Annotated in this window: 23 protein-coding genes; 4 read left to right on the forward strand and 19 right to left on the reverse strand. The window is 36.5% G+C overall.

The window, feature by feature from the left end; translation table 11 throughout:
* Positions 1 to 63 precede the first annotated feature (63 nt).
* The 13 genes from ACQWU4_RS17305 to pdxA form a co-directional block, all read right to left on the reverse strand.
* Complete coding sequence (locus ACQWU4_RS17305) at positions 64 to 1,287, reverse strand: hypothetical protein (protein ID WP_429937016.1); 1,224 nt, start codon at positions 1,285 to 1,287, stop codon at positions 64 to 66.
* Positions 1,288 to 1,298: 11 nt separating this feature from the next.
* Entirely contained in the window at positions 1,299 to 5,597 is a 4,299-nt protein-coding gene (locus ACQWU4_RS17310; RefSeq protein WP_429937017.1) for a hypothetical protein, read from the reverse strand.
* 17 nt (positions 5,598 to 5,614) lie between these two features.
* Entirely contained in the window at positions 5,615 to 6,409 is a 795-nt protein-coding gene (locus ACQWU4_RS17315) for a hypothetical protein (protein ID WP_429937018.1), read from the reverse strand.
* A gap of 7 nt (positions 6,410 to 6,416) precedes the next feature.
* Positions 6,417 to 6,866, reverse strand: coding sequence for a hypothetical protein (locus ACQWU4_RS17320; protein ID WP_429937019.1), 450 nt, complete (start codon positions 6,864 to 6,866; stop codon positions 6,417 to 6,419).
* Positions 6,867 to 6,881: 15 nt separating this feature from the next.
* Entirely contained in the window at positions 6,882 to 8,219 is a 1,338-nt protein-coding gene (locus ACQWU4_RS17325) for a DUF3289 family protein (protein ID WP_429937020.1), read from the reverse strand.
* Between the two features lie 40 nt (positions 8,220 to 8,259).
* Positions 8,260 to 8,811, reverse strand: a complete 552-nt coding sequence (locus tag ACQWU4_RS17330) for a YdcF family protein (RefSeq protein WP_429937021.1) — start codon at positions 8,809 to 8,811, stop codon at positions 8,260 to 8,262.
* Between the two features lie 15 nt (positions 8,812 to 8,826).
* Complete coding sequence (locus tag ACQWU4_RS17335) at positions 8,827 to 10,743, reverse strand: type VI secretion system Vgr family protein (RefSeq protein ID WP_429937022.1); 1,917 nt, start codon at positions 10,741 to 10,743, stop codon at positions 8,827 to 8,829.
* A gap of 182 nt (positions 10,744 to 10,925) precedes the next feature.
* Positions 10,926 to 11,333, reverse strand: a complete 408-nt coding sequence (gene tssD, locus ACQWU4_RS17340) for a type VI secretion system tube protein TssD (protein ID WP_048508307.1) — start codon at positions 11,331 to 11,333, stop codon at positions 10,926 to 10,928.
* A 327-nt stretch (positions 11,334 to 11,660) separates the two neighbouring features.
* Positions 11,661 to 13,016 carry an acetyl-CoA carboxylase biotin carboxylase subunit gene (gene accC, locus ACQWU4_RS17345; protein WP_429937023.1) on the reverse strand — a complete coding sequence of 452 codons (1,356 nt, stop codon included), beginning with the start codon at positions 13,014 to 13,016 and terminating at the stop codon, positions 11,661 to 11,663.
* A 94-nt stretch (positions 13,017 to 13,110) separates the two neighbouring features.
* Entirely contained in the window at positions 13,111 to 13,593 is a 483-nt protein-coding gene (accB, locus tag ACQWU4_RS17350) for an acetyl-CoA carboxylase biotin carboxyl carrier protein (RefSeq protein WP_429937024.1), read from the reverse strand.
* A 127-nt stretch (positions 13,594 to 13,720) separates the two neighbouring features.
* A complete protein-coding gene (rpmF, locus tag ACQWU4_RS17355; protein WP_007843326.1) occupies positions 13,721 to 13,924 on the reverse strand; it encodes a 50S ribosomal protein L32 in 204 nt (67 codons plus the stop codon).
* Between the two features lie 66 nt (positions 13,925 to 13,990).
* Complete coding sequence (locus ACQWU4_RS17360; RefSeq protein ID WP_429937025.1) at positions 13,991 to 14,521, reverse strand: YceD family protein; 531 nt, start codon at positions 14,519 to 14,521, stop codon at positions 13,991 to 13,993.
* A gap of 84 nt (positions 14,522 to 14,605) precedes the next feature.
* Complete coding sequence (gene pdxA / locus ACQWU4_RS17365; protein WP_429937026.1) at positions 14,606 to 15,697, reverse strand: 4-hydroxythreonine-4-phosphate dehydrogenase PdxA; 1,092 nt, start codon at positions 15,695 to 15,697, stop codon at positions 14,606 to 14,608.
* 48 nt (positions 15,698 to 15,745) lie between these two features.
* On the opposite strand from pdxA, the gene ACQWU4_RS17370 reads away from it, so the two are divergent.
* The 3 genes from ACQWU4_RS17370 to ACQWU4_RS17380 are packed head-to-tail and all read left to right on the forward strand — an operon-like array spanning position 15,746 to position 18,484.
* The gene (locus tag ACQWU4_RS17370; RefSeq protein ID WP_429937027.1) at positions 15,746 to 16,330 is read left to right on the forward strand and encodes a riboflavin synthase; all 585 of its coding nucleotides are present in this window, start codon (positions 15,746 to 15,748) and stop codon (positions 16,328 to 16,330) included.
* A 1-nt stretch (position 16,331) separates the two neighbouring features.
* Positions 16,332 to 17,783 (forward strand): ATP-binding protein, encoded by a 1,452-nt coding sequence (locus tag ACQWU4_RS17375; RefSeq protein WP_429937028.1) that lies wholly within the window; start codon positions 16,332 to 16,334, stop codon positions 17,781 to 17,783.
* Positions 17,783 to 18,484, forward strand: coding sequence for a tRNA1(Val) (adenine(37)-N6)-methyltransferase (locus tag ACQWU4_RS17380; protein ID WP_429937029.1), 702 nt, complete (start codon positions 17,783 to 17,785; stop codon positions 18,482 to 18,484). The genes ACQWU4_RS17375 and ACQWU4_RS17380 overlap by 1 nt, the downstream gene beginning before the upstream one ends.
* Before the next feature lie 49 nt (positions 18,485 to 18,533).
* Here ACQWU4_RS17380 and ACQWU4_RS17385 read toward each other — a convergent pair whose 3' ends face one another.
* On the reverse strand, positions 18,534 to 19,244 hold the full coding sequence (locus ACQWU4_RS17385; RefSeq protein WP_429937030.1) for a cell division ATP-binding protein FtsE: 711 nt from the start codon (positions 19,242 to 19,244) through the stop codon (positions 18,534 to 18,536).
* A gap of 155 nt (positions 19,245 to 19,399) precedes the next feature.
* Positions 19,400 to 19,558, reverse strand: a complete 159-nt coding sequence (gene rpmH, locus ACQWU4_RS17390; protein ID WP_040997588.1) for a 50S ribosomal protein L34 — start codon at positions 19,556 to 19,558, stop codon at positions 19,400 to 19,402.
* 235 nt (positions 19,559 to 19,793) lie between these two features.
* Between rpmH and ACQWU4_RS17395 the strand changes: the two genes are divergently transcribed.
* A complete protein-coding gene (locus ACQWU4_RS17395) occupies positions 19,794 to 20,798 on the forward strand; it encodes a DHH family phosphoesterase (protein ID WP_429937031.1) in 1,005 nt (334 codons plus the stop codon).
* Between the two features lie 73 nt (positions 20,799 to 20,871).
* On the opposite strand, the gene ACQWU4_RS17400 is transcribed toward ACQWU4_RS17395, so the two are convergent.
* The 4 genes from ACQWU4_RS17400 to ACQWU4_RS17415 form a co-directional block, all read right to left on the reverse strand.
* Positions 20,872 to 21,675: a patatin-like phospholipase family protein gene (locus ACQWU4_RS17400; protein ID WP_429937032.1), complete on the reverse strand. Its 804-nt coding sequence runs from the start codon at positions 21,673 to 21,675 to the stop codon at positions 20,872 to 20,874.
* Between the two features lie 74 nt (positions 21,676 to 21,749).
* A complete protein-coding gene (locus ACQWU4_RS17405; RefSeq protein ID WP_429937033.1) occupies positions 21,750 to 22,532 on the reverse strand; it encodes an alpha/beta fold hydrolase in 783 nt (260 codons plus the stop codon).
* Positions 22,533 to 22,593: 61 nt separating this feature from the next.
* On the reverse strand, positions 22,594 to 23,112 hold the full coding sequence (locus ACQWU4_RS17410) for a biopolymer transporter ExbD (protein WP_429937034.1): 519 nt from the start codon (positions 23,110 to 23,112) through the stop codon (positions 22,594 to 22,596).
* Between the two features lie 197 nt (positions 23,113 to 23,309).
* A complete protein-coding gene (locus ACQWU4_RS17415) occupies positions 23,310 to 24,842 on the reverse strand; it encodes a T9SS type A sorting domain-containing protein (RefSeq protein ID WP_429937035.1) in 1,533 nt (510 codons plus the stop codon).
* Positions 24,843 to 24,973: the final 131 nt, after the last annotated feature.

The following is a 24,973-nucleotide window of genomic DNA, read 5'->3' on the forward strand; positions in this document are numbered from 1 at the left end:
AATATATTTTACCATTGTTTGTATTTTATAAATAAAGCATAACCGTTTGGCTATGCTTTTGTGTTATTTCTTTGGATGTTGCTTTCGCCATTCTGTTATATTCATAGGCTTGTTATCTGGTCCACATGTACCATTATATTCACATTCCTCAACAAAATATTCATCATAATCAGCATTGTCCCACCATTCTTTGAACTTTGGAAGGCTGAAATAATTGTTTTTTATCAAAATATTAACATCCTCCTGATTAAGAAAAAATCTGAGTCTGCCCATTATTCTGGAACCATCGTTATAAGATGAATTATATTTATATTGTTCTGCAAAATAAGCAAGATTTGCCATTATTTTTACTTTCTCCTCTTCATTTAAATTATTTTCTGCGCTTTTTTCACCTAAATATTCAAGATAGCTTTGTATGTCGTCTAAGATAAATCTATTTTCAGAAGGGTCTTTTGGTAGATATAATTTTTGAAGTATTTTAAATGTGTTCGCATGAAGTTTTAAACTACTGTCACATTTTTTTATCCAAAACAATTTGCCATAATTCTGAGGATCATTTTTATCAAATCTTGTTTTTTCTATAACCCACTTTAGTAAATCTGTATCTTGAGTGTAACCAAAAGTTTTGACTAAACTTTCCATGAATTGCTGATCATTAATAATAAGCCATTTGTATTGAGGCTTACTGTCATTAAACAGATACATATTTCGTGCAATAACATACCTAGGAATTTTAGTTTTAAATGAATTGTTGTTGCTTACAGCTCCTAAATCTTTTAATAAAAACATAGGATGTATAAAGCGTCCATTTGTATTGATGAAAATGTTTTGAGTTGCCGCGTAAAGATCATATTTGTTCTCCTCCAATGTTTTTGGGTTACCATCCATCATATTACCAAACAATGTAATATATCCATTTTTATTGTCGATGCTGGTGCATTTATTTAAAGCTTTGTCATCAACTGAAAAAATCTTTTTAATTTTTTCGTTGAACTCTTCACTTTTTGGCTGGATATAAGCATTGTCTGCCAAATCAGAATAAATAATATCTGAGGTTAATTTTAAATCTTCTATAGTAAGTTCATAAGGGTTATCATATTCTTTTTCATCAGATTCTACTCTTTCTTGTAGTTCTATATGTTTTTTTATTTTTTCAAAATCAAGTACTTCATGCATCTTTTCTGACTTTATTTGTTGCTTTCCCGATGTATTTACGTTATTTTGTTGGCTTTTATTATTGCAACCCATAAAAAATAGGACGAATATGAAAATATTTAAAAACTTCATAATGTAAACATTTAATTTGTTGAACCACTATTATTACCTGTTCCTATACCAAATTTAGCATTAATAATATCACCGTCATCATAATTATCATTATTTCCATCATCATAATAATCTGATGCGCCTAGTTTATCTTTTTCAGTTGGGGTATAATCTGTTGGAATATAAAATCCCCATAATTTTTTCTTTTTTGATTTACTTGTGTATTCATCATAGGAACTAAACTTTACAGTTTGATCTTGATTTCCTCCAAGAAGTATATATGCTCCTTTTTTTGTCATACCATATAAAAAGCCTGTATGCCCTTTCCATTTTGAAGAATGTCTGTAAACTACCAAGCAACCAAAAATTGGCTCGGAAATTTGTTTGTACTTCTTACCCGCAACACTATCAATAGGAGCTAAAGATGAAGCTGATTTCGCATGCATATATGGTGCATTGGTTTGAGGGTTTAAGGTTTGTCCTATACACCAATTCATGTAAGCGGCACACCATGGTCCATTTTCTCCATCTGTCGGCTCAAAAGTATTACCACAATATCGGAGGTAAGATTTTGCTTTTGAATACATTGGTTCTTTTGATTCTTCACATCCCTTCATTTCTTTTGCAATTTTTAAAGCAATTACCATCCAAGGGGCTCTATCAGCAAGCTCAGGCATTGCTGTTGCCTCACCATTGCAGGCACTCTTATCATACTTAAACCAAATCTTTAATTTTTCTAACGCCTTTTTGCGGTTTTCCCAGCCATTGGGAGGACGCTCCAGTTTATCTTCGATGGAATATCCATTTAATATTTTTCCTTGTAAGAAGAAGTATTTTTCCTCTTCTTCTTCCATTAATAAACCTAAATCATTAAGACTTTTTCCCAGACCTTTGCTAAAATATTCTCGCTTCCATTTAAATACGTCCAGCACTTCTTTAGAATATTTTTTTTTAGGATTGGGAGTCCAGGATGGTACTTTTTTATAATTAAATATCCAACCTCCAACATCTACAGCATAGTGTAGATTTGTTGAAATTAAGTCTGCATTATCACCAATAAATTTTTTTTCATTTGCGTGACGTTCTTCACCGTATTTAGAGTAAGGGCCGGGAAGATTATAAAAACCTGTTCCATCATCAACTCCTGTTATTTGTAAAATGCCCCTGCCTTTGTATTTACTTTTACTGGATAAATGTTTACTTTCTTCCTCTTTACTTTGTACAAAGAAACCTGTTTCTTCCGAAACATTTGCTAGAAATGATATTTTTTGCATACATCGGTTAATTCCGTTGCTTGCAAACATGGCATTAACTTCGGCGGTCAAGCTTTTTATAGTCTTATCCGTAATATCACACTTTTCTTTTATTCCCTGCCATATCTTCGTACCACCTGTCATAGTTTTTATAAGATCTTCCATTTCCTGTTCTGTAAATCCTCTGTTGCAGTAACAAGTTTTCTGTTTCTTTACCTCTGCCATTTCTACCACAACAGGCATTACATCATTATCAATTGCTTCGGGTGTCTCTTTTTGAGATACTTTCAGGCAACCAGCCTCATAAAATATAAACTGCTTGCGAAGCTCCAGCATTTCGTTTTGTGTGAAAGGTGTTCCGTCCTGCTTGTAAGCTTTGATACCCAGCTTTTCCATATCTTCGGTACGTACCAGATCAGCAGGAAGGGTATTATTAATGGTAACCTGTATTTTTTCGGCTTTCCATATCTTTTTAGAGGGATCTGCCGGATCTTTCAGTTGTCGGGAAACCTGTGCAATATAATAATCGAAGTTTTTAGGTGGAGTTTTCCATTCCTCTTTTGCGGTGAAAGAAACTTCTAAAAGACCATCTTTTCCTACTTTTTCATCTTTGTAGGATTCTTTACTTTCATGGGTGTAAACAATGTGATCTTTTTCATTGAGACCCTCTTTCGGTACTTCTTTGAAAACATCAATTTTCAGAGTTTCTTCTGTCATATTAACTGTATGCACCCATATTTTATGAGTTTTTCCATAGAATGTCTGCATACGCTGTATATCCTTCCCGTTTTCAGTGGAAAACATAATGGAAACAATTTTCTGTTCGGAAGTAATGACGAGTTCTTCATTGGAATCCAGGACTTCAAGATAGGTAGTCGCAGCATCTACAACTACAGGTCGTGTCCCTTGTATTGAAATACTTGCAGGAAGCATTATATCCGTTGAGGTACCGGCCTGCAATTCTATGGTAAAAACAAGGCGGTATTTTGGTGTAGGATTTTCGGCTGTTTTAGGAATGGCGGTATCCAGCTTTTTTTTGTAGTCTTCAGTTGTGTTGATGACAAAAGAAGCTTTGCCTTCGTTGTTAAGTGTTACGCTCTTTTCTTCGAGCATATATTTTTCTTTCTCGTTATAAAAATCATCACCTTCTCCTTTTACCCAGATTTTTACTTTAAGAGATTGGTTTTGAAGACCATCAATTTCAATAAAACCGTAAGTTTCCTCTCCAAAACCGGTTTCTGTACGTTTCACCCCTGTTCCGTAAGCCCAAAGTGCTCTTTTAACAGAAGGTTCGGAAACTTTTATTTTAGTGTCAATTTTTTTATTATCAGTATTATCACCTGTCAAATAAGCAGAAATGGTAAATTCACCAAGCTCATTGAATGTGAGGGTGCCGTCTCCATTATCTGTAACGTTTTGAGGAACTTCTATTTTTATGGCTTCATTTCCGGCCAATGTTGCGATTCTTGCGGTAGCAGTATATTTCACTTTTGTTCCTTTCGGAATATTTCCTGCAGGCAGCGAAAACTTATCAATTACATTTTTAATGACCTCAAAATGGAAAGTATCCGATCCTGTAAATGCAGGCTGTTTCCCTGCTCCAAGTGGATTAGCGTATGCCTCAAGTACATATTTTCCTATATAATCTCCCGTAGAAAGCTGCGCATCCTGACTTAGAAATGCATCTGCTCTTTTATTAATTGTAGGAGCTTTGAATGATGAAGAATTTTCAAATGCTGCAATTCTTCCCTTGCCTTCTTTTTTTAAATACCAGTGTACTGTTTTCCCTGTTGTGGGAAGATAGGTTACATTAAATTTGGATGCCTGAACTTTTAGCATATCACCCGGCCGAAGCAGTCCGGGTTCTCCACTGACTCCCATCACGCTTAATACATTTTCAATTTTTAATTCCACGGATTCTGGTTTGGGGTCATTGGGATCAGTAAATGCTTCTACTGTATATTTATCTGCATTTTTAAAGCTGAGCATTATCGTTCCACCAACTTTGCCGACCTTAACAATATGAGGTGAAGCAGCTCCTGAATAACTGTTATATAATACGGTTGTGCCTTGTTTTATTGTCCAGTGTACCGTATTAACGAGAGGCATGAAACTGTTTCTGTTCAGGATTTTCATCTGATCGGCATTTGTGCTCAGTTTATATTCTACAGAAACAGGAACAGGGATATTGATGAGAGTTGAAGCTCCGGGAACGATAATTTTTTTAACGAAGTCTTTTACAACTTCAATAATGATTGCACAGTTCTTATCACCGGCTTTTTTTCCATATGCTTCAATTCTATATTTGCCCTCCGGAAGACTGTCAAAAATTTTGCTTAAAGACTGGTTGAATATACTTCCCAGCCCTACAAAGGTTTTTACCTTATCTTTTGTGTCTTCACCCTTGAAGATTGCCCAGATGATTTTTGTCGCATCTCCTTTAAACTGGGCATTAAGTGTAAGATTATCTGCTGAAAGAGGATTTAAAAAAGAAGTCAGAGGGTTTTTAGGCATCTGAATGTAATAGTAGGTTCCTGTAGGTTTAGCTACCAGAGCAGGAAGAGTCATTGAAATTGAACTAACTGATGTAGAGGCAGCCGCCGTTCCGGAAGTTTCCCATTGCGGCGAAGTATTGGCTACAGAAAATTCATCTGCTTCTTTTACATCAATCTGCGAGACATTGTTGGCCTGTCCGGTAGTTGCGAATGCAATGGTTCCCGGAACTCCGTATCCGGGACAGGTAGCGGTAGAAACGTCCAGAAGTACTTTCATACTTTTGTTAAATTCTACATTTTCATAATAATCTTTATACTTAAGGTTACACTTTCCTTTACACGGATAGGTTTTACCGTCTGAACCTTTACAGTTGCCGAATCCGTTTCCCCCTCCAAAACTTTCTGCTTTATCGTCCAGATAAGTAGCTACAGGTTTGCTCTGGGCAAAATATTTGTTTTTCCCAAGCTTCTTTTTCTGGCTTTTTACTTCCATAGGAACAGCAGTCCCTTTGGAATTATTGGCTACGGAACTACTGCAGTATGCGGTAGCTCCTTCTACAATGATCAATCCTTTATTCGCCATATTATGTGTTCATAAAGTTATATAATACTGCTTGTCTCCTGATATACTATTTTGTCTCCGTCCAATATGATGAAATCTGCTTTTTTCTTTGCATACTGCCTTTTCCGGGAGTTATATTGCATTTGTATGGTCAGTTCTGCTTTATATTGTCCGGCCTGACGTAAATATTTTTTATCTATTTCTTCTTTGATGTTATCCGGGATTATGGTTTCCGAAGTGAAGAAGGCATCAAAACCATAGTCTCTTTGTTCTGCCCGGATAATTCCGGGACATTCTATATTGCCAATTCCTTTGATATTCCATGCAATAGATTCCTGATTTTTGCCTCCGTTGTCTACATAGGAAGGGGCAAAAAGCAGAAGATTCCAGAAGGGTTCTTTTAATTTATTTTTATAAAAGAGCTCTTCATCCTCAAAAACTGCAAGATATTGGTTTCTGAAAAGTTCAGAATTGTCATATTTTTCGTGAATGTGCTCTGTTTTCTGTTTCCAGCCTTCTATATTTTTCTGATGATCTATAGCATTTAAGAATACTCCCTTTTCATCTACTTTTATTTTTACCGGATATGAATTTTTTTCCAGTTCGTGGAGAATTTCCATAAAGTTGTTTTCAGAAGGAAGAGGAGCATCTTCTATTTTCTCTACCAGCCAGTTCTTGGTTTGGTCATCATTTTCAGTTTCCTGAATGACAACTTTGTAAGAGGAATGAAAACCCTTAGTTTCTCCAAAACGTATCTCAAGAGCATTTTCCGCCTGGTAGGTATGCTCTTCTAATGAATATTTCTGAAAAGGTTTTACCTGGTTTTCTTCCATGTTGTTTTTATTGATTTATTTTGTCAAATACTATTTTACTGTCTTTGTATATAATAAGATGCTCTTCAGCCTTGGTACCGGATGTATCATACCATACTTTAATAACCAAATCGTCCTGGTGCCCCTCAATGCCTCCAAATTCATTGTCTCTTGCTGATTCACGCATATTTTTTTTATAATTATTAAAAAATGAATCTTCATAGAACAAAATCATTTTTGCATTTTTAACTTCATTTTTATTTTGATCCAGATAATTATGGATATATGAAGCCAGATCTTCGGATTTGTAATCTTTGTAGCCGGAAATAGTGTAGTACTGAATTCCAAATTCCAGTTGTAAATTAAATTCTTTGTCTATCGGCTCTATTTTTATATTTTTCATTTTTAGGTTGTTATAAATAATGCCGCCGGCTATAACAGCCAGTGCAATAATGATGATATAAATTTTTTTGCTCATTGATTTAAATCATTTTTAAAATGTTCCTTTAAATTCTCCTACTATATCTATTTTGGTAATGAAAGGTTTATACCCTCTGAAGTGTTGCAAAATAAACCAGCTGTAAAATATATCCTTGTCATATTTTTGAATGTCCGGGTAGTCCAGTCCAAAATGGTCGTAATAAACATATTCCAGCCCCATTTCGAAGCTGCGACCGTTCTTTTTATATTTTGTTATATAGATCTGATATGCCCAGACATCATTGATTGTGATACCCAATCCGCTGAATTTATCACTGAACTTAGGATTGTCAACTCCTCTGTCCACAAGATCTTTATATAAAACTCCATTTGAGGAATCTGTGATCTCGAGATTTTGAATGTCTCCGTTATTTTTGGTAAGATAGGCTTTTATAACAGATTTTATAGATGATATAAATGCCTGTGAGTTTTCATGCTGAATGACTGCATCTGTAAGATCCTTATCGGAAAATTCGCCTCCTGAATTTGCCTGCATTCTGTCAACCATTTTTTTAGCAACGGTTTCTATTTTGCCTTTTGAGTACCATTCAATCTCGCTTTTGAAGATTTTAAACAGATCATCACTGGATTTTTTACAGAAATCTTCTACTTTTTTTATAGTATAATCTGAATTATTAGTTGCATTATCTGTTCTGGAAGTAGTGTTATACCAGCTATCCTGTTTTTCTACATCATAGTTTTCAGTATATAATTCTGATTTAAGTTTATTGAACCCGGTTTGATTTTCAGGATAATCTCCATAAAGCATATCAACAGCTGTGTCATTGCTACTGACTTTTTTCCCGTCTTTAACAATAATTTTTTTCCCTTTTCTTCTGGTACCTTGTAGAATAAGCATTGGAAATGTAAGCTTCTTTATACTTACTTCAACACTTACCTTATCAATAGGACTTTTAAAATAGGCATAGGCACGCATGTCATAGCATGGGAGTTTTACCTGTATGGTCTGCGTATTTCCTTCTATGGAAGAGTAGTCAAAGAAGAAGGGGATAGGAATTCCACCTATCTTTATTTGCCATAAAAGTTTTTTATATTCGTTTTTTGCTGCAGATCTGTTGAATGTTGCCTTGAACCAGTGTTTTTCTCCTTCTTTAGGCTTACTTATTTTTCCGCCGTTATCGTCAAGAGGGCCTTCAACTTTGGTTACAAGTAAAGTATTGTCTTTTTTAGCCTGATATTCATCTAGTTTCTTACCGCCTTTTTTACCATAAAAAGTATTTTCCTGTGGTGATTTAAAATCCAATGCACCTTTGGAAGCATCTTTCATGATATGTTCCGCTTCCTTATAAGATTTGCCAAAGACATTACGTATGATATTTCCGCCTTCCATGGTTGTTTTAAGTTTACATCGGTTATTTGATATGTTTTTATTATAAATAATATGCGAAAAATTCTCTGAGAATTGAATACACATCTCTGATTTCAAAATAGATAGGGCTGGAGCTGGTTACATTATTAAAATGATGTTTTTTAAATAATTTCTTAATACGGGTTTGATGATAATACTGGGATACTGAAATAACACTTTTATACTTTAGGCTGTCTGCTATTCTTATTGTGTTGATAACTGTTTTCTCAGTAGTATCTCCATAGTTATCTGTAATAATTTTTTCGGAAGGAATTTTATTTTCAATTAAATATTTCTTCATTTCCTTTCCTTCCCAGTATCCTTCCTTTCCCAGGCCGCCACTTACCAGTATTTCTTTTACCTGTTTGTTTCTATAAAGTTCAAGAGCCTCATTCAATCTGGCTTTCAACCTCGGAGACGGGGTTCCGTCTTCATTGATTTTATTGCCAAGTACAACTGCTAAATCAGCCTTTTGATGAGTGTTGGTTAAACCATCTGTTATTATATAAACCGAATGGATCACAAACCATATTGCTCCTAAAATAAAAAGATATCTGAAAATATTTTTCAACATATATTTATATGCCCTTTATTGCATTTTTACCTGTTTCCCACTATTAATATTAACTTCCTTAGCGCTTTCCACATTGATGGCATCTTTCGTACTGATGTAAGAGCCGGCTTCCATATTTTCTGTTATATTTTTTGCTTTGGAACTTCTGCCTACTTCTGCTGTTTCAATAATGTTGCTTGCAGTAAGGTTATAATCATCATTTGCTGTCTCAGTGATATCTTCACCGGCCATGATATTGATATTTCTTTGTGCCGATGCGATAATATTCCGTCCTGCATTGATCTGTACATTTTCTCCTGCAGTGAATGTCATATTCTTTGGAGCGTTCACGGTTATATTTCCTTTTCCATCCATTAAATAAGTATTTCCACTCGGATCTTCTATAAAAATGCTTCCTTCCTGGTCATTAAATATAATTTTATTTCCACTCCTGGTCTGGATTGATTTTATATGATTATTCAATCCTCCTCCCAATGCAACCTGCCCATGAAACATTCCTCCCATTGCAAACGGAAAATCAGGATGATGGTATTCAAAGCCTACCATAACCTGGTCTCCAACTTCAGGAATAGCTACAAAACCTCGGTTCTGGGTAATGGCATCTGTTCCTCCTGCGTCGGGACTCATCATTCTGATAAAATGAGTCGTGTCAGGATTTCGCTGCCAGTCAAACTGCACCTGTATTCTTCCCTGATTCATAGGATCAGTGTTGGAAATCACAGTTGCTATCTGCGGTTGTGCATTAGGTATAATAAAATCCGGTTTAGGCATGAATCCTGTTCCTTCGGCCATTGCTTCAAAGCTGCCGGTATAATATCCTCTTGCATTTACTTCATGGGTGACTTCTGTAATAGTCACTTTTGTGAAATAAGAGGTCTCGCTGGTATCAGGTTTTCGCATTTCAATATCTGCAGCACATCCCGGGTATAAGAACGGAACAGTGGTATTTCCTGAAACTGTAAAAACTTCTACTGCTGCACTTCCTGCTGCACTCTTTTGAGAATCGTCAACATCCATAAACATATTGGCGTTTACCGGAGCGGGAGAGAGGGAACGGGTTTTGAAGATATTGCTATTCAATTCATAGGCTTTAGCCGGAACTTCTCCCAGGTGCCTGATATTATTTTCAGAGCCTTCCATTTTAGTATGGCTGCTGCTGTTATATCCAAAAAATTCAGGTTTTGTGTGTACTGCTTTCATTTCTACCTGTACATCACTTACATTGCTTCCGTAAATAAGACGGACAGGCTTTTCAGCCGGAGGCAGTTTTCCGAAATGGAGGATCTCACCGTCGTAATAGAATTGTTCCCCATAGGCTTCTGCAGTTCTTGCAAGAAAGTTATAATGGGTTTCGTTGTATTGTGAGCTGTAGTTGATATAGCTTTTATTCTGAGTATCAACCCTGAAATCGAATTTAGAAGACCCTAAAGTATCTTTAATGATCTTGTCTGCAATAATTCCTGTATTAACAGTTTGGGGACCTCCGAAACTCTGTGTATGAGGAGCTGAATCCATAAGGATTGTAGGGCTTTCACCTTTCAGGACGATATTGCCAAGACTCATTTTTTCCTGACTGAATGCAGCTTTGGTAATAACCCCTACAAAAGTTCTTTCCGGGCTTTCATTTTCGTAATCCTTATATTTAAAAACTACGGTTATCCTTTTTCCTAAGAACTGCCGGGCTTCTTCTAAAGTATGATTTTGTGTAGAGCCCAAAGAGTCATGAGCAAGAACAAGCTCAAAATGATGATGTCTTCTTGCACTCTGCTGTAAACGGAAATGTTTAAAATGATTAACGGATTTTCCTTCAATCACAATATCCAGTTTTACCACACGATTAATCCCCGGAATATGGTTTACCGAAATTTTATCAGCATTGGCAGGAGCTTTATGACTATTAGGGCGGAATGAAAAATTGCTGTTTTCTTCCATGATTATTATTGTTTTGGTGTAAACTAAAAACCTGTTAATATAAATCCTATATCATCTATCTGTATTTTTTTCATCAGAAAATAAATAAAGACAGTCATTACAGCCAAAAAAGACAGAACAGCATCCCTCAAGCCGGGTTTACCATTCTGTCTGCTGTTTTTCTTGATGTAGGAATTACATTCTTAAGATGTAGGCCACTCTGCTTTGTAAGAAGAATTACCCAGATCAATAAGTTCCGCACTTACTATAAAGCTGATGTACATACTGTTTTCATCCACTGCATCAAAATCTACTTCGTGCTGAATTACATATCCGTTTTCCCACTTCAAAGTAGTCAGTGTTCCTTCTTCGTGAGATTTGTTGAATGTAACTTCTCCGGTTGTAGGTTTGTATTTTCCGTTAAGAAGACTTTCCAGAATGTCTGATTTTTCAGTAGCTTCTACTGTAATTTTGATAAGTGCATTGGAAGGATCTGATGCCACTCTTCCTGATACGTCTGTAGAACGGGATACACTGTAGTTAAGTTTTAATAACTTCTGTCCTTCACCGCCGTTGAATTTTAGAATTCCTCTTGAATTTCTTTCTGCCATGATTAGTAAATTTTAATAATTAATATTTTGTGATTTGTTATTTATATCACCAAAAATAGAAGTAATTATATGAGCAAAAAAAATTTTTTAAATAAATTTTAAAAAGTGTAGTAATTCTGCGACTAACAAGTGTTAGGTTTGTTGCTTGTTAATAATCAATAGTTTATGAACTTAATATTATGTGTTTATTAATTCATCATAGGCATTGTGATAGGAAGAGTTCATGAGAATGAAGCCGGAATTTTTTTTAAAAATAAGATAACCGGGAAGAATGGGAAATAAAAAACTGCCCCGAAATGAGGCAGTTTAAATTATATAAAAATAATCTTAGTGATTATCATATTTTCTATCCATTACAAAATCTTCCATGAATTTTGTAGTGTAGTTTCCTGCAAGATAATCTTCATTATCCATCAGTTGTCTGTGGAAAGGAATGGTTGTTTTTACTCCCTCAATATAAAACTCTTCCAAAGCACGTCTCATTTTAGCGATAGCTTCCTCACGGGTTTGAGCCGTAGTGATAAGCTTAGCGATCATTGAGTCATAGTTGGAAGGAATAGTATAGCCTGAATAAACGTGAGTATCCACTCTGATTCCGTGTCCGCCAGGGATATTTAATCCTGTGATCTTTCCCGGAGATGGCCTGAAGTCTGCATACGGATCTTCAGCATTGATTCTGCACTCAATTGAGTGTAATTTCGGGTAATAGTTGATCCCTGAAATAGGAGTTCCTGCAGCAAGAAGAATCTGTTCTCTGATCAGGTCATAATCAATTACCTGCTCAGTAATAGGGTGTTCTACCTGGATTCTTGTATTCATTTCCATGAAATAGAAATTTCTGTGCTTGTCTACAAGGAATTCAATGGTTCCTACACCTTCATACCCAATAAATTCTGCTGCTTTTACAGCGGCTGCACCCATTTTCTCACGAAGTTCGTCAGTCATGAATGGAGAAGGAGTTTCCTCGGTAAGTTTCTGGTTTCTTCTCTGTACGGAACAGTCTCTTTCAGAAAGGTGACATGCTTTACCGAACTGGTCTCCGGCAACCTGAATTTCAATATGTCTTGGCTCTTCAATCAGTTTTTCCATGTACATTCCTCCGTTTCCGAAGGCAGCCACAGCTTCCTGAATTGCAGATTCCCAGTGATCTTTAAGGTCTTCAGCTTTCCATACGGCTCTCATCCCTTTTCCACCACCACCTGCAGTAGCTTTGATCATAACAGGATATCCTGTTTCTTCAGCTACTTTTACAGCATGCTCGTAAGATTCAATAAGCCCGTCAGAACCTGGTACACATGGTACTCCTGCAGCCTTCATCGTTGCTTTGGCATTGGCTTTATCACCCATTTTTTCGATCTGCTCAGGAGAAGCACCAATAAATTTGATGTTGTTTTTCTGGCAGATTCCTGAGAAATTGGCATTTTCAGACAGGAATCCGTAACCTGGGTGAATGGCGTCAGCATTGGTAATTTCTGCTGCTGCAATAATATTAGGGATTTTAAGGTATGAGTCTTTACTCATAGCGGGACCTATACAAACTGCCTCATCAGCAAATCTTACATGAAGACTGTCTTTGTCTGCAGTAGAGTATACTGCAACGGTTTTGATCCCCATTTCTTTGCAGGTACGTAAAATACGCATTGCAATTTCGCCACGGTTGGCTATTAATATTTTTTTGAACATCTTTCCGAAATTTTAAATTATAAATTTTGAATTTTAAATTATTTTAAATGAAAAAGCATTCATCTAAAATTTATAATCTTTAATCTGAAATTCCTTAAGATGGATCTACTAAGAATAATGGCTGATCGTATTCTACCGGAGTAGCATCATCTACTAAGATCTTCACGATTTTTCCGCTGATCTCAGAATCGATCTGGTTGAATAACTTCATTGCTTCGATTACACAAACTACTTTTCCTGCAGAAATTTCGTCGCCTACATTTACGAATACATCTTTATCCGGAGATGGCTTTCTGTAGAAAGTACCAATCATAGGAGATTTGATCGCCACATATTTGCTGTCATCAGATGCTGCTTCAGTTTTTTCAACAGAAGCTGCTGCCGGAGCTGCTGCTACAGGAGCTGGAGCTGCTGCCTGAGGAGCTGTATGGTAAACTGCTGGCTGTGCATAAACCGCATCGCTACCGGCTAATGGAGTTTTAATAGTGATTTCGAAATCTTTAGTTTTGTATTTTACTTCTGAAACTTCAGCCTTAGATACAAACTTAATAAGATTTTGTATGTCTTTAATGTCCATAAATTTGATATTTGATTTTGTCCCAAAGATACCAAAAAAACACAAAAAACAACAAAAAACCGCCTAATTTTATCAAAATTGGGCGGTTTTTGTATTAAAATGAGGCTTTTTCAGCGAAAAGCGACTCTTAGTTTTCTTCTGTAGTTGCTACTTCTTTTTCCAATACTACTTTACCTCTGTAGTAAAGTTTTCCTTCATGCCAGTGAGCTCTGTGGTAAAGGTGAAGTTCACCAGTTGTTGCATCTTTAGCTAATTGAGGAACTACTGCTTTATAATGAGTTCTTCTCTTATCTCTTCTTGTGGACGACTGTCTTCTCTTAGGATGTGCCATTTTGAATAACTTTTTTAATTGATGAGCGATGAGATTCATCATCTCATCATATTTAAATTATTTTATTTAATTATTGTCTTTTAACTTTCTCAACGCGTCCCATCTTGGGTCGCTGTCATGTTCCTCTTCTTCAATTTCCTCAATGTCTTTTGGACTGAACCTGTTCAGAATTTCCAGATCTTCATCGCTTACATTCGGTGAAATCTTTTTCATCGGTATGAAAAGCTGTACGTTTTCGTAGATCAGCTGTGCTACATTGAATGCGTGATCTGATGCCGGGATGGTAATAACGTCTTCATTGCTGTCGTCGTATTCTTCACCAAAATTCACCAGAATTCTGATCTCATTTTCAATAGGGTAGTCGAATTCATCATTTGTGATGTCACAAATAAGCTCTACTGTTCCATGTACTTTGATCTCAAATTCTAAAAATGTAGTATGCTTTTCAAGAAAAACATCTGCTGCTATTTTAGGATTTGTAAATTCCTGTTCAGTGTCAAATAATTGAAAGAACGTTTTATCTATCTCAAATTTAAACTCGTGCTTCCCGTTTTTAAGTCCGGAAAAGCTTACGTCATAGTTTCTTAACTTGTCCATAAAATGAGTGTGCAAAAATATGCAATTTTTTTATAATAACAAATAAAATCCCCAACAAATTAATTTAAAATTTGTTTTAACAATTTATCCTTCATTTTCATCCGGCAGATCTTCATCCACTCCGTTATCAACAGCCATCTTTCTCGGCTGCATACGGTTACCCATCAGATCGTTATATTCAGTTCTGTTCTTGAAAATTTTGATGGCAGTGAAGATTGCTTCGGTAAAACTCTGCTCGTCAGCAACATTTTTTCCTGCAATATCATAGGCTACTCCATGGTCAGGAGAAGTCCTGATAAACGGAAGTCCGGCCGTATAGTTGACACCTTCTTCGTAAGCTAATGTTTTGAAAGGTGCAAGTCCCTGATCGTGATACATAGCCAGAACTGCATCGAAGTTTTTATATTTATTAGGCTGGAAGAAGCTGTCCGCAGGATAAGGGCCGAACGCCAGAATTCCATTGTCGGAAAGTTCTTTTATAGCCGGTTCTATAATCTCGATCTCTTCTTTCCCGATCACGCCTCCGTCTCCCGCATGAGGATTCAGCCCCAGTACTGCAATTTTGGGTTTCTGTACACAGAAATCTTCAATTAATGTCTGGTTTAAAGCTCTGATCTGTTTTTTTATTTTTTCCTTGGAAATATTCTCTGCAACACTTGCAATTGGGATATGATGGGTGGAAACAGCTACTTTCAGATCTTCCGTAACTAAGAACATCAGTCCTTTTTTACTGAATTTCTCTTCAAAATACCCTGTATGCCCCGCATGTTTGAAGCCCATTTTTACCATTTCATCCTTATTGATAGGAGCGGTAACAAGAACATCAATATCACCTTTTATTAAAGCTTCTGTAGCAAGTTCCAGGGAATCAATAGCCATTTTGGTAGATTCTTCTGTAGGAACTCCCAGTTCTACATTCACATTATCCTTGGTAAGGTTCACCATGTTGAGTTTTCCGGCCTGAGCCTGTGAAGCTTCGTTTACATAGTTGAAATTCAGATTCAGCTTGAAAATATTTTTCTGGAAGGTAAATAACTTTCCGGACCCAAAAATCACCGGTGTGAAAAAATCCGTAATGGTTTTGTCACTCAGGGACTTCATGATGATCTCCGGACCGATGCCGTTAAAATCACCGATTGAAATTCCTACTCGTACTTTATGGTTTTTTGGGCTCATTTTGATTATCTTTGAAGATTATAATTTACAAATTTAGCAAAAAATAATATGTTCACAGGAATTATTGAAGCAGTTGGCGTTATTGAAAAGATTGAAGAAAAAGGAAGCAACATAGATTTTACACTTACTTGCCCTTTTACAAACGAACTGAAGATAGACCAAAGCCTTGCCCATAACGGATGCTGCCTTACGGTTGTTGAGATCAAAGGTGATCAATATGTAGTAACGGCAATCAACGAAACGCTGGAAAAGACCAACCTTGGAAAATGGGATGTGGGCACTGTGGTAAATCTTGAAAGATGCATGAAGATGGATGGAAGATTAGACGGGCATATTGTACAGGGACATGTTGACAAAACAGGTGAAGTAGCAGGAATTGAAAATAAGGACGGAAGCTATTTCATTACCATTAAATATGAAGATAACGGTAGTTTTGTAACTGTTCCGCAAGGTTCTATTACGGTAAACGGAATAAGCCTTACTGTGGCAAAAAGTGAAGATACGCAGTTTTCTGTAGCTATTATTCCATATACTTGGGAGTTTACCAATATGCAGCACCTTAAAATAGGGGATAAGGTTAATTTAGAATTTGACATTATTGGTAAGTATATTGCTAGGTTAATTAAAAAATAGGATGCCAATAAGTAAATACAAAGGATATAGTTTAAGAAACCGGGTATTTTTCGGGTTCTTGCTCGTATGTTTTTTAAGTGTTGTTGCCACATCACTGGTTCCCTATTTTGTTTTAAGGAATAATTCCCTTCAGCAGAGCAATATTGATATGCAGGAGAAGACCAATGCTGTGATGAGATATCTGGATTACGCAGTCAGCCGTACTCTTGTTGAAACTAAAGATCTGCCGCAGGTTCTGGGCAATAAGATTTTTGAAATAGCAGATATCAACCAGCATGATATTGTAATTTATGACCTGAAAGGAAATTATCTTCTTTCTAATAATGAAAGCCTTATTGACCGGAAAACCATCCCGATTAATATAGTCAATAAAATTCTGGCCACTGATTCCAGAGTTGATATTAAAGGATATGATAAGACCAAAGATGCAGGACGTACTTCATCCTATCTTCTTTTAAAGAATAATGAGCTTGAACCTATAGGAATTGTATATATTCCTTTGTATCATAATGAATCTGCCTATCTGGATGTTCTTCATCAGTATGTAAAATATATCCTGTTGGTAGATATTTTCCTTATTCTGTTCAGTGTCTGGATTAGCTGGGTGACCTCTAACAGTCTCGCAAAAAATATTACTAAATTTTCTGATATGATCACCCGTATTACATTGTTTGAAAATGAAATGCGGCCCATCAGATATTATAAAAATGATGAGCTTAATGCTTTGGCAAGAGCTTACAACAGAATGATACTTCAAATTCAGGATCAGAAAGAAAGGCTGCGTTTCAAAGCCTCTGAAGAGGCCTGGAGGGAAATGGCAAAGCAGGTGGCTCATGAAGTTAAAAACCCGCTTACTCCTATGAAGCTTACCATTCAGAATTTTGAAAGAAAATTTGATCCTGAAGATCCGAATATCAGAGAAAGGGTAAAACAGATGAGTAAAACTATGGTAGATCAGATCGATCTGATTGCTACTGTGGCCTCTGCTTTCTCAGAATTTGCAAAGCTTCCCGAAAAAAATAACGAAGTCATTAATCTGAATACCGAAGTTGAAGATATTCTGCGTGTTTTCAATGATGACAGTATTTTTATGCATTCCAATAAAGGAAATATTATGATCAATATGGACAGGATTTATCTTTCCAGGATCATTACCAACCTTGTGACCAATGCAAAGCAGGCTCAGAGCGATAATCGTAAACTGATCATTAATGTAGACGTGGAACAGCATCAGAGAAGGGTAATGATCTCCGTACAGGACAATGGAATTGGTATTCCTGAAAATATGTACGAAAGGATATTTGAACCTAATTTTACCTCTAAAAACAGCGGAATGGGCCTTGGGCTTTCCATGGTAAGAAAAATGATCGAAGATTACAAAGGGGAGATTGCTGTGAAATCAGAAGTAGGGAAGGGGTCTACATTTACTATTACACTTCCTACCAATTTATAGTGAAACCTTTTACCTTTAAATATTTTGAAATTCAACAGTCAAAAGACGTCTTCCGTGTAGGAACAGATGGGGTTTTGCTGGGTGCTTTAGCTGATGTGGAAAAAGCTTCGGAAGTTCTGGAAATAGGAACAGGAACAGGTCTGATCTCATTAATGCTTGCCCAGAGAAATTCAAATGCATCTTTTTTGGGAATTGATATCAACGAAGAGGCTGTTTTACTGACTAAAATGAACTTTGAACATTCCCCTTTCCATTCAAGGCTGGAAAATATCCATCAGGACCTTAAGACTTTTAAAACAGAAAAGAAATTCGACCTGATCGTTTCAAACCCTCCTTATTTTGAAGAATCGGAATCTGATAAAGATAAATTGGCTCGTCAGACTATTGAACTGAACTTTCAACAGCTGATTGAAGCTTCTGCAAGATTGTTATCCGGGTATGGAATTTTGTCTGTTATTATTCCTGTTGAAGCGGGAAGCAATTTTATAGCAATAGCTTTAGAAAATCGTTTATTCTTAAAACGTAAAATTAATATCAGAGGAATTGAAAATTCAAAAACGAAAAGACTGGTTCTTGAGTTTTCATTCACAGAAGAAGCTGTTCAGGAATCTGATTTTGTGATAGAAAAAAGTCCGAGACAATACTCGGACCAATATCTTGAACTCACAAATGAGTTTCATGTTTTTAAAAGCAGAAGTTAGAGATTAGAAGTTAGATTATATCAATCTCTGATTCTTACATTTTTAAATCTTACTCAAATAGTTCTGCGGTATCCAATACGGAAACTTTTCCGTCCTCACATCTGATAGCTTCTCCTGGGAAGTTCTGGATCATGTGATAATCGTGTGTTGCCATTACTACAGCAGCTCCGTTTTCAAGAGCTACCTGCTTCAGAAGGGTCATGATCTCATTGGAAGTTTCAGGGTCAAGATTTCCTGTAGGCTCATCGGCAAGGATAAGATCAGGATGGTTCAGTAATGCTCTGGCAATAGCGATACGCTGCTGTTCACCTCCGGAAAGCTCGTGTGGCATCTTATGCTTCTTGCTTTTCATGTTTACGCTTCCCAAAACCTCATTGATACGGTCTTCCATTTTTACCTTATCGCTCCATCCGGTTGCCTCAAGAACGAATCTCAGGTTTTTCTCAACCGTTCTGTCAGAAAGAAGCTGGAAATCCTGGAATACAATTCCAAGTTTTCTTCTCAGGTTAGGAATATCTGAAGGTTTCAGTTTGGCAAGTTCAAAACCTACTACAGCTCCGTGTCCTGCTGCTAAAGGAATATGTCCGTAAAGTGTTTTCAGAAGTGAGCTTTTCCCGGAACCTGTTTTTCCGATAAGGTAGCAGAATCTGCCCTTTTTAATGTTAAGGTTAACATCAGAAAGTACAGTGAAATTTTTTTGAGCAATCTTTGCGTTCTGTAAACTTATAATATTATCTCCGGAGATATTTGTATGCGGCATAATTCAATTTTATGGTGCTATTTCTAAAATATTTTTTCAGATCTTAAAAATAAAAAAAAGAAGCTTAAAAACCCTAAACTTTGGGAAATTTTAACAACAAAAAATGCCTGAAAAGCTACTTTTCAAGCATGATTTGTATATGATAATTCGAGATATTATCTCTTAGCGCGAGATGCACTAACAGTTAAACTCTTTCTGCCTTTAGCTCTTCTTGCTGCCAAAACTCTTCTTCCATTTGGCGTAGACATTCTTTCTCTGAAACCGTGTTTGTTTCTTTTCTTTCTTTCTGATGGCTGGAATGTTCTTTTACTCATTACTATATATTTAAATCGTAATTAATCTATTAATTTTCAGGTTGCAAAGATATAGAAATTTTTAAAAGTTACAAACTTTACTCATCTTTTTTTAGAAATTATTTGAAATGCTTTTTATCCCGATCCAGACAAACTCTGCCTGGAAACGAAATTTTGTGTAAATAAATAATATGTAGATGATTTATTTAAAAACTCTATCTTTGGAAACTCAAATTTAAAGAAAAATAAACACAGGATGTTTACACCAGCAGAACTTTTAGATATCAATGCATTACTTACGCCCGAAAACAAAATAGTAATCCTTACTCATTATAATCCGGACGGGGATGCTATAGGTTCCAGTATGGGGTTAAAACACTATCTGGGAGCAAAAGGAATTCCGGCAGAAGTAATTGTGCCTAATGATTTTCCGAAATTTCTGAAATGGATGCCGGAATCTAAAAAGGTAATCATCGGTGAGTATAAAAGAAAATATGCATTTGATCTGATCAGCGGGGCGGATGTGATCTTCTGTCTTGATTTTAATTCTCCTTCGAGAATAGGATTATTAGGAGAGTGGCTGATTAAATCCAAGGCGAAGAAAATTCTTATCGATCATCATCAGCAGCCGGAAAATTTTGATTTTGTGTATTCAGATACGGTAATTCCTGCCACTTCACAGATGATTTATCATTTTATTGAGGCTATGGAAGATGAGAAGCTGGTAGATCAGAACATTGCCGAATGTCTTTATACCGGTATCATGACCGATACGGGAGGCTTCCGTTTCCGTTCTACCAGTGCAACTACCCACAGGATTATTGCCAATCTGATAGAAAAAGGAGCAGATCCTTCAGTTATCACTTCAAATACCTGGGATACCAATACAGTTTCCCGTCTTCATCTTCTTGCTCTTGTCTTGGGAAGAATAGAAGTGGTAAACGATGGTAAAGTGGCGGTATTGTCGCTTACAAGAAATGAACTGAAAGAATTCGGTTTCCAGAAAGGAGATACAGAAGGTTTTGTAAACTACGGACTGAGTATTGCCGGAGTAAAAATGGCAGCTTTCTTTATGGAAGACCTGTACGATGATTTTATTAAAATTTCTTTCAGAAGTAAGGATGATGTGGATGTGAACCAGTTTTCCAGAAAGTATTTCAGTGGAGGCGGACATATTAATGCTGCGGGTGGAAAATCCAATGAATCTCTGGCAGATACTATCGAAACATTTAAGAAAAGACTGCAGGAAGAGGAATTATAAGTGGTAAAAGATAAATTATGAGCTTATTACTCGATAAACTCTTATACAAGCCAACTCTAAAACCCTCAAACTCTTACATCCTCAAACCTTTAGTATATCCTTTGCTTTCGAGTTCTTCACAGGTATATTCATAAACTTCCTGAAACATCACATCAAGGTTTTTCTTGCTGAATAAACTGAATTTTGTCATTTTAGGAGGGTCTAGGAAAATATCACAGGATTTCACCTTAGAATAAACTGACTTTGCAATCGCTAAATGGAGGATTCTGTCGAATTCTTTCATCAGGCTCATCTTTTTTAATTCATCATAGCTTATTGAATTGACGTGGGAAGCAATTAAAAAATCACATTTATCAATAATAGGTTCTATAGGGAGATTGTCTATAACACCTCCGTCAACATATATTTTTTCTCCTATTCTTACAGGGGGTAGAATAAACGGAACACTTGATGAAGCCAGAAGAGGCCCGAAAAGCTCACCTTCCGAAAAGAAATCCACAATTCCATGGGTCATTTCTGTGGCGGTAACGTAAACGGGAATTTTTAAGATCTTAAAATTATTCTCAGGAAAATGATCGTTAAAAAGTTTTAAAATAAAATTGGAGCTGAAAATACCATTTTTAGAGAGCTTCAGGTAAGATCTTGAAAAGAATGTGGTCTGCCTTACAATGTCCATCATTTCATCCGGTGATTTCCCAAAAGAATAAAATGCCCCCACAATGGATCCTGCGCTGGTTCCTGAAATAATATGCGGTTTCAGATCATATTCTTCAAGTGCCTTCAGAACTGCGATATGGGCAATCCCACGCATGCCCCCACCGGAAAGCGTAAGGCCAATAATAGGCGGTTTCTTTTTTTTGAACGAGAATAAACCCATCGAAAAATATTAATCAGGACTAAGATACAAGAAATTTTGATATGCATTGGCTAAGACAGCCTTTTCCGGTTTATTTACAATACTAATTTTTTCGGAAGGTTGTGAAGAAGTTCGGTGTTGATAATTTCAGCACAGATCCCCGGTTTTTCCCAATGTCCATTATGTCCGCAGTCCAGAATGTAAGATTTTATATTGGTTCTGTCCGGAAGATGCTTAATCATAACATCTGTTTTCACGGCATTATCGTGCTTTCCTGCCAATATTAAAATTTTGGCTTCCAGATTTTCCAGGATATGTTTTTTGTCTGTTCTTTCCACCATACCTTTTACACAGGCAAGAGCCCCCAGATTGTTGGTAGAAAGGGCAGTTTCGAGCGCGGTTTCAATTTTACCCTCCAGAATATCTCTTTCATTGGGGTTGAAAAGATTGGGAACGCCGGCTCTTGCATAATGAGCAAAAGCATCTTTGATGATTCTGTAACTTTTGATCCGTTGCTCCTTCTTCTCTTCGTCATCAGGAAAATAAGTTGAAAAAAATAAGGTCAGGCTTTTAAGGGTTTCAGGATATTTTTCAGCAAAAGCCAAAGAAGTATATCCTCCCATGGAGTGCCCCAAAAGATGTACTTTATCGAGCTTTTCATGGTCTAGAACCTTTTTCACTTCATCTGCCATCAGTTCCATAGTATGAACTTCGGCCAGGATATCAGACTGCCCATGACCCGGAAGATCTATTTTCAGCAGAGAAAAATGATCAGAAAGATGAGGTTCCATATCACTCCAGATAGAAAGGTTTTCCATAAAACCGTGAAGCAGTACCAGTATTTCCTTTCCGTTTCCTTTTCTTTCAAAGTTCAGCATAATCTTAGTTGTTTCTTCAAATTTAAATAAAAAAAGAGCATTGTAAAAATGCTCTTTGGTATTACTTTGTTACTTCTGTATAAACTTTCTTTTCCCAGGGTTTTATATCTGTGATGCCGTATCTTTCTTTTTTAGAGATTGCGATATTGTCAAGGATGTCTACAAAATTTTTATAGTTGGCGTCATCGGTAGGTTTTACAATGATGGTAAAGTTTTCAGGTACCGGAGCATTTTTATAAGCTTCAGAAATAATTTTAGAGATTTTCACACCACTGAAATCTGTCTCTTTCAGGTTTCCTGTATTCAGGTCTTTCTCATTGCTCTGGTGATAAAATACCCTGTTGTCTTTACCGAGAATAAAGGTAACCTGGTTTTTTTGGTCTACGACAGGTCCGCTTGGAGGGTTTCCTTTTGCCGGAAGCCCCAGATCCATCACATTGGGTTTGGTAAAATTGGTTGTAAACATAAAGAAGGTGATCAGCAGAAATCCCAGATCCACCATCGGGGTCATATCTACTCTGATTAATTTTTTTCTTTGCTTGCTTCCTCCTTGTTTTTCTTGTGCAATTACTTCAGCCATAATTCATATTTTTAAAATGTTAAACGGTATTTGATGAAAAGTAAAGTATCGATACTTATTTGAGGAAATCTATACAAAGTTTATACCTAAAATTAATGAATGATAATAAAATTTAAAATTTATAGAATGTTTGGCATAAAAAAACCTTATGAAGTTATATATTCATAAGGTTTTGTGATTTTTTAAGAGGCTGGCTGTTATTTGTTTATAAGCAGTTTGTCAGATAAAATAATTTTTCCTCGGCTTTCTATTTGAATAATGTATGTTCCATTGGTAAATTGAGAAATATTTATGGAAACCTTGGCATCATTATAGTTCTCAGAGAATAATTTTCTTCCGGACATATCGGTAATACTGATTGTTGTCTCACCCGGCAAAGAACTGATATACACAAAATCTTTTGCAGGATTGGGGTATAATACAGGCTTACCGGAACCTGAAGCTTCGCTTATCCCCAATTCTTTGTTTCCTAATAGTTTTACGACCCAATAATTATAATTTAATGTAGGAGGTCCTGTAACAGAGTTGGAAAAACCGCTGATGACATATCCCCCATCTGAGGTCTGTTGAGCTGCCATTGCATAATCATCTGTGGGGCCGCCCAGTTTTTTATCCCATTCCATATTTCCATTAGGTAATAATTTTATCATCCAGTAATCATTAGATCCATAACCTTTAATGGGGGTGGATTCTGAATATCCGGAAACAATATATCCGCCATCACTTGTGTTTTTAATATCAAATGCATAGTCATAATAAATTTCGCCATAAGATTTTTGCCACTGAAGATTACCTGTGGTATCCAGTTTCACAATCCAGTAATCAAAGTTTCCATGATTCCCCGTAACATCTCCATCATCGGAAAATGAGGTTCCGGCAACAACATATCCACTGTCCGGGGTTTGTGTAATAGAATATCCAAAGTCTGTATCGCTGCCTCCAAGAGATTTTTGCCATTGAAGATCTCCTGCTGAGTTAAGTTTTACAACCCAGTAATCGGTACTTCCGTGATTTCCTGTAACGTCTCCATTGGTGGAAGTAGAAGTTCCCGCAACGATATACCCTCCGTCTATTGTCTGTTCAATTGAATTGGCATCATCGCCGCCATAGCCTCCGAAAGACTTTTCCCACTGTATACTTCCGGTAGGGGTCAGCTTTATTATCCAGTAATCGCTGGCTCCGTGATTTAAACTGATATCTCCATTGGTGGAAGTAGAAGTTCCCGCAACAATGTATCCTCCGTCAGAAGTCTGTCGTACCGATCTGGCAATATCACTATTGCTCCCACCCAGGGCTTTCTGCCACTCTAAAATACCCAAAGCGTTCAGCTTAACGACCCAGTAATCACCGTTTCCGTGATATCCTGTAACATCTCCGTTGCTGGATTCTGTGGTACCAGCTATGATATATCCGCCATCTGTAGTTTGACGTACAGAGTGTGCTTCGTCAAATGCTGTTCCTCCCAATGATTTTTGCCACTGAATGTTTCCGTTGGAGCCTAATTTTACAATCCAGTAATCACTATTTCCATGATTTCCTGTAACATCTCCATTAATAGAATTAGAAGAGCCTGCCATTACATATCCTCCGTCTGAGGTCTGGTGAATATCAGGAACCCGTTCGGTGTAATTTCCTCCCAATGATTTCTGCCATTCTACAGCAGGAGCAGTTTGTGCTGACAGAAAAGGATACACGGCAACGAAAAATAAAAAAGTAAATTTGAATTTCATATGTAATTGTATTTGAATGGATAACGGCTGAATTTAGTAAAAAAAAGTAATTGTTTTCATATAAATTAGTAAGTGTAGTTGTTCTTCTAATAAGTGTATAAAAAAGCCTTATCAAAATAAATTGATAAGGC

It is taken from the genome of Chryseobacterium sp. MIQD13, assembly GCF_050496705.1.
Taxonomy (GTDB): domain Bacteria; phylum Bacteroidota; class Bacteroidia; order Flavobacteriales; family Weeksellaceae; genus Chryseobacterium.

Excerpts from the sequence above, each read along its gene's own strand:
- ACQWU4_RS17305 (WP_429937016.1), bottom strand. The coding sequence starts at position 1,287 with ATGAAGTTTTTAAATATTTTCATATTCGTCCTATTTTTTATGGGTTGC.
- ACQWU4_RS17310 (WP_429937017.1), bottom strand. The coding sequence starts at position 5,597 with ATGGCGAATAAAGGATTGATCATTGTAGAAGGAGCTACCGCATACTGC.
- ACQWU4_RS17315 (WP_429937018.1), bottom strand. The coding sequence starts at position 6,409 with ATGGAAGAAAACCAGGTAAAACCTTTTCAGAAATATTCATTAGAAGAG.
- ACQWU4_RS17320 (WP_429937019.1), bottom strand. The coding sequence starts at position 6,866 with ATGAGCAAAAAAATTTATATCATCATTATTGCACTGGCTGTTATAGCC.
- ACQWU4_RS17325 (WP_429937020.1), bottom strand. The coding sequence starts at position 8,219 with ATGGAAGGCGGAAATATCATACGTAATGTCTTTGGCAAATCTTATAAG.
- ACQWU4_RS17330 (WP_429937021.1), bottom strand. The coding sequence starts at position 8,811 with ATGTTGAAAAATATTTTCAGATATCTTTTTATTTTAGGAGCAATATGG.
- ACQWU4_RS17335 (WP_429937022.1), bottom strand. The coding sequence starts at position 10,743 with ATGGAAGAAAACAGCAATTTTTCATTCCGCCCTAATAGTCATAAAGCT.
- tssD (WP_048508307.1), bottom strand. The coding sequence starts at position 11,333 with ATGGCAGAAAGAAATTCAAGAGGAATTCTAAAATTCAACGGCGGTGAA.
- accC (WP_429937023.1), bottom strand. The coding sequence starts at position 13,016 with ATGTTCAAAAAAATATTAATAGCCAACCGTGGCGAAATTGCAATGCGT.
- accB (WP_429937024.1), bottom strand. The coding sequence starts at position 13,593 with ATGGACATTAAAGACATACAAAATCTTATTAAGTTTGTATCTAAGGCT.
- rpmF (WP_007843326.1), bottom strand. The coding sequence starts at position 13,924 with ATGGCACATCCTAAGAGAAGACAGTCGTCCACAAGAAGAGATAAGAGA.
- ACQWU4_RS17360 (WP_429937025.1), bottom strand. The coding sequence starts at position 14,521 with ATGGACAAGTTAAGAAACTATGACGTAAGCTTTTCCGGACTTAAAAAC.
- pdxA (WP_429937026.1), bottom strand. The coding sequence starts at position 15,697 with ATGAGCCCAAAAAACCATAAAGTACGAGTAGGAATTTCAATCGGTGAT.
- ACQWU4_RS17370 (WP_429937027.1), top strand. The coding sequence starts at position 15,746 with ATGTTCACAGGAATTATTGAAGCAGTTGGCGTTATTGAAAAGATTGAA.
- ACQWU4_RS17375 (WP_429937028.1), top strand. The coding sequence starts at position 16,332 with ATGCCAATAAGTAAATACAAAGGATATAGTTTAAGAAACCGGGTATTT.
- ACQWU4_RS17385 (WP_429937030.1), bottom strand. The coding sequence starts at position 19,244 with ATGCCGCATACAAATATCTCCGGAGATAATATTATAAGTTTACAGAAC.
- rpmH (WP_040997588.1), bottom strand. The coding sequence starts at position 19,558 with ATGAGTAAAAGAACATTCCAGCCATCAGAAAGAAAGAAAAGAAACAAA.
- ACQWU4_RS17395 (WP_429937031.1), top strand. The coding sequence starts at position 19,794 with ATGTTTACACCAGCAGAACTTTTAGATATCAATGCATTACTTACGCCC.
- ACQWU4_RS17400 (WP_429937032.1), bottom strand. The coding sequence starts at position 21,675 with ATGGGTTTATTCTCGTTCAAAAAAAAGAAACCGCCTATTATTGGCCTT.
- ACQWU4_RS17405 (WP_429937033.1), bottom strand. The coding sequence starts at position 22,532 with ATGCTGAACTTTGAAAGAAAAGGAAACGGAAAGGAAATACTGGTACTG.
- ACQWU4_RS17410 (WP_429937034.1), bottom strand. The coding sequence starts at position 23,112 with ATGGCTGAAGTAATTGCACAAGAAAAACAAGGAGGAAGCAAGCAAAGA.
- ACQWU4_RS17415 (WP_429937035.1), bottom strand. The coding sequence starts at position 24,842 with ATGAAATTCAAATTTACTTTTTTATTTTTCGTTGCCGTGTATCCTTTT.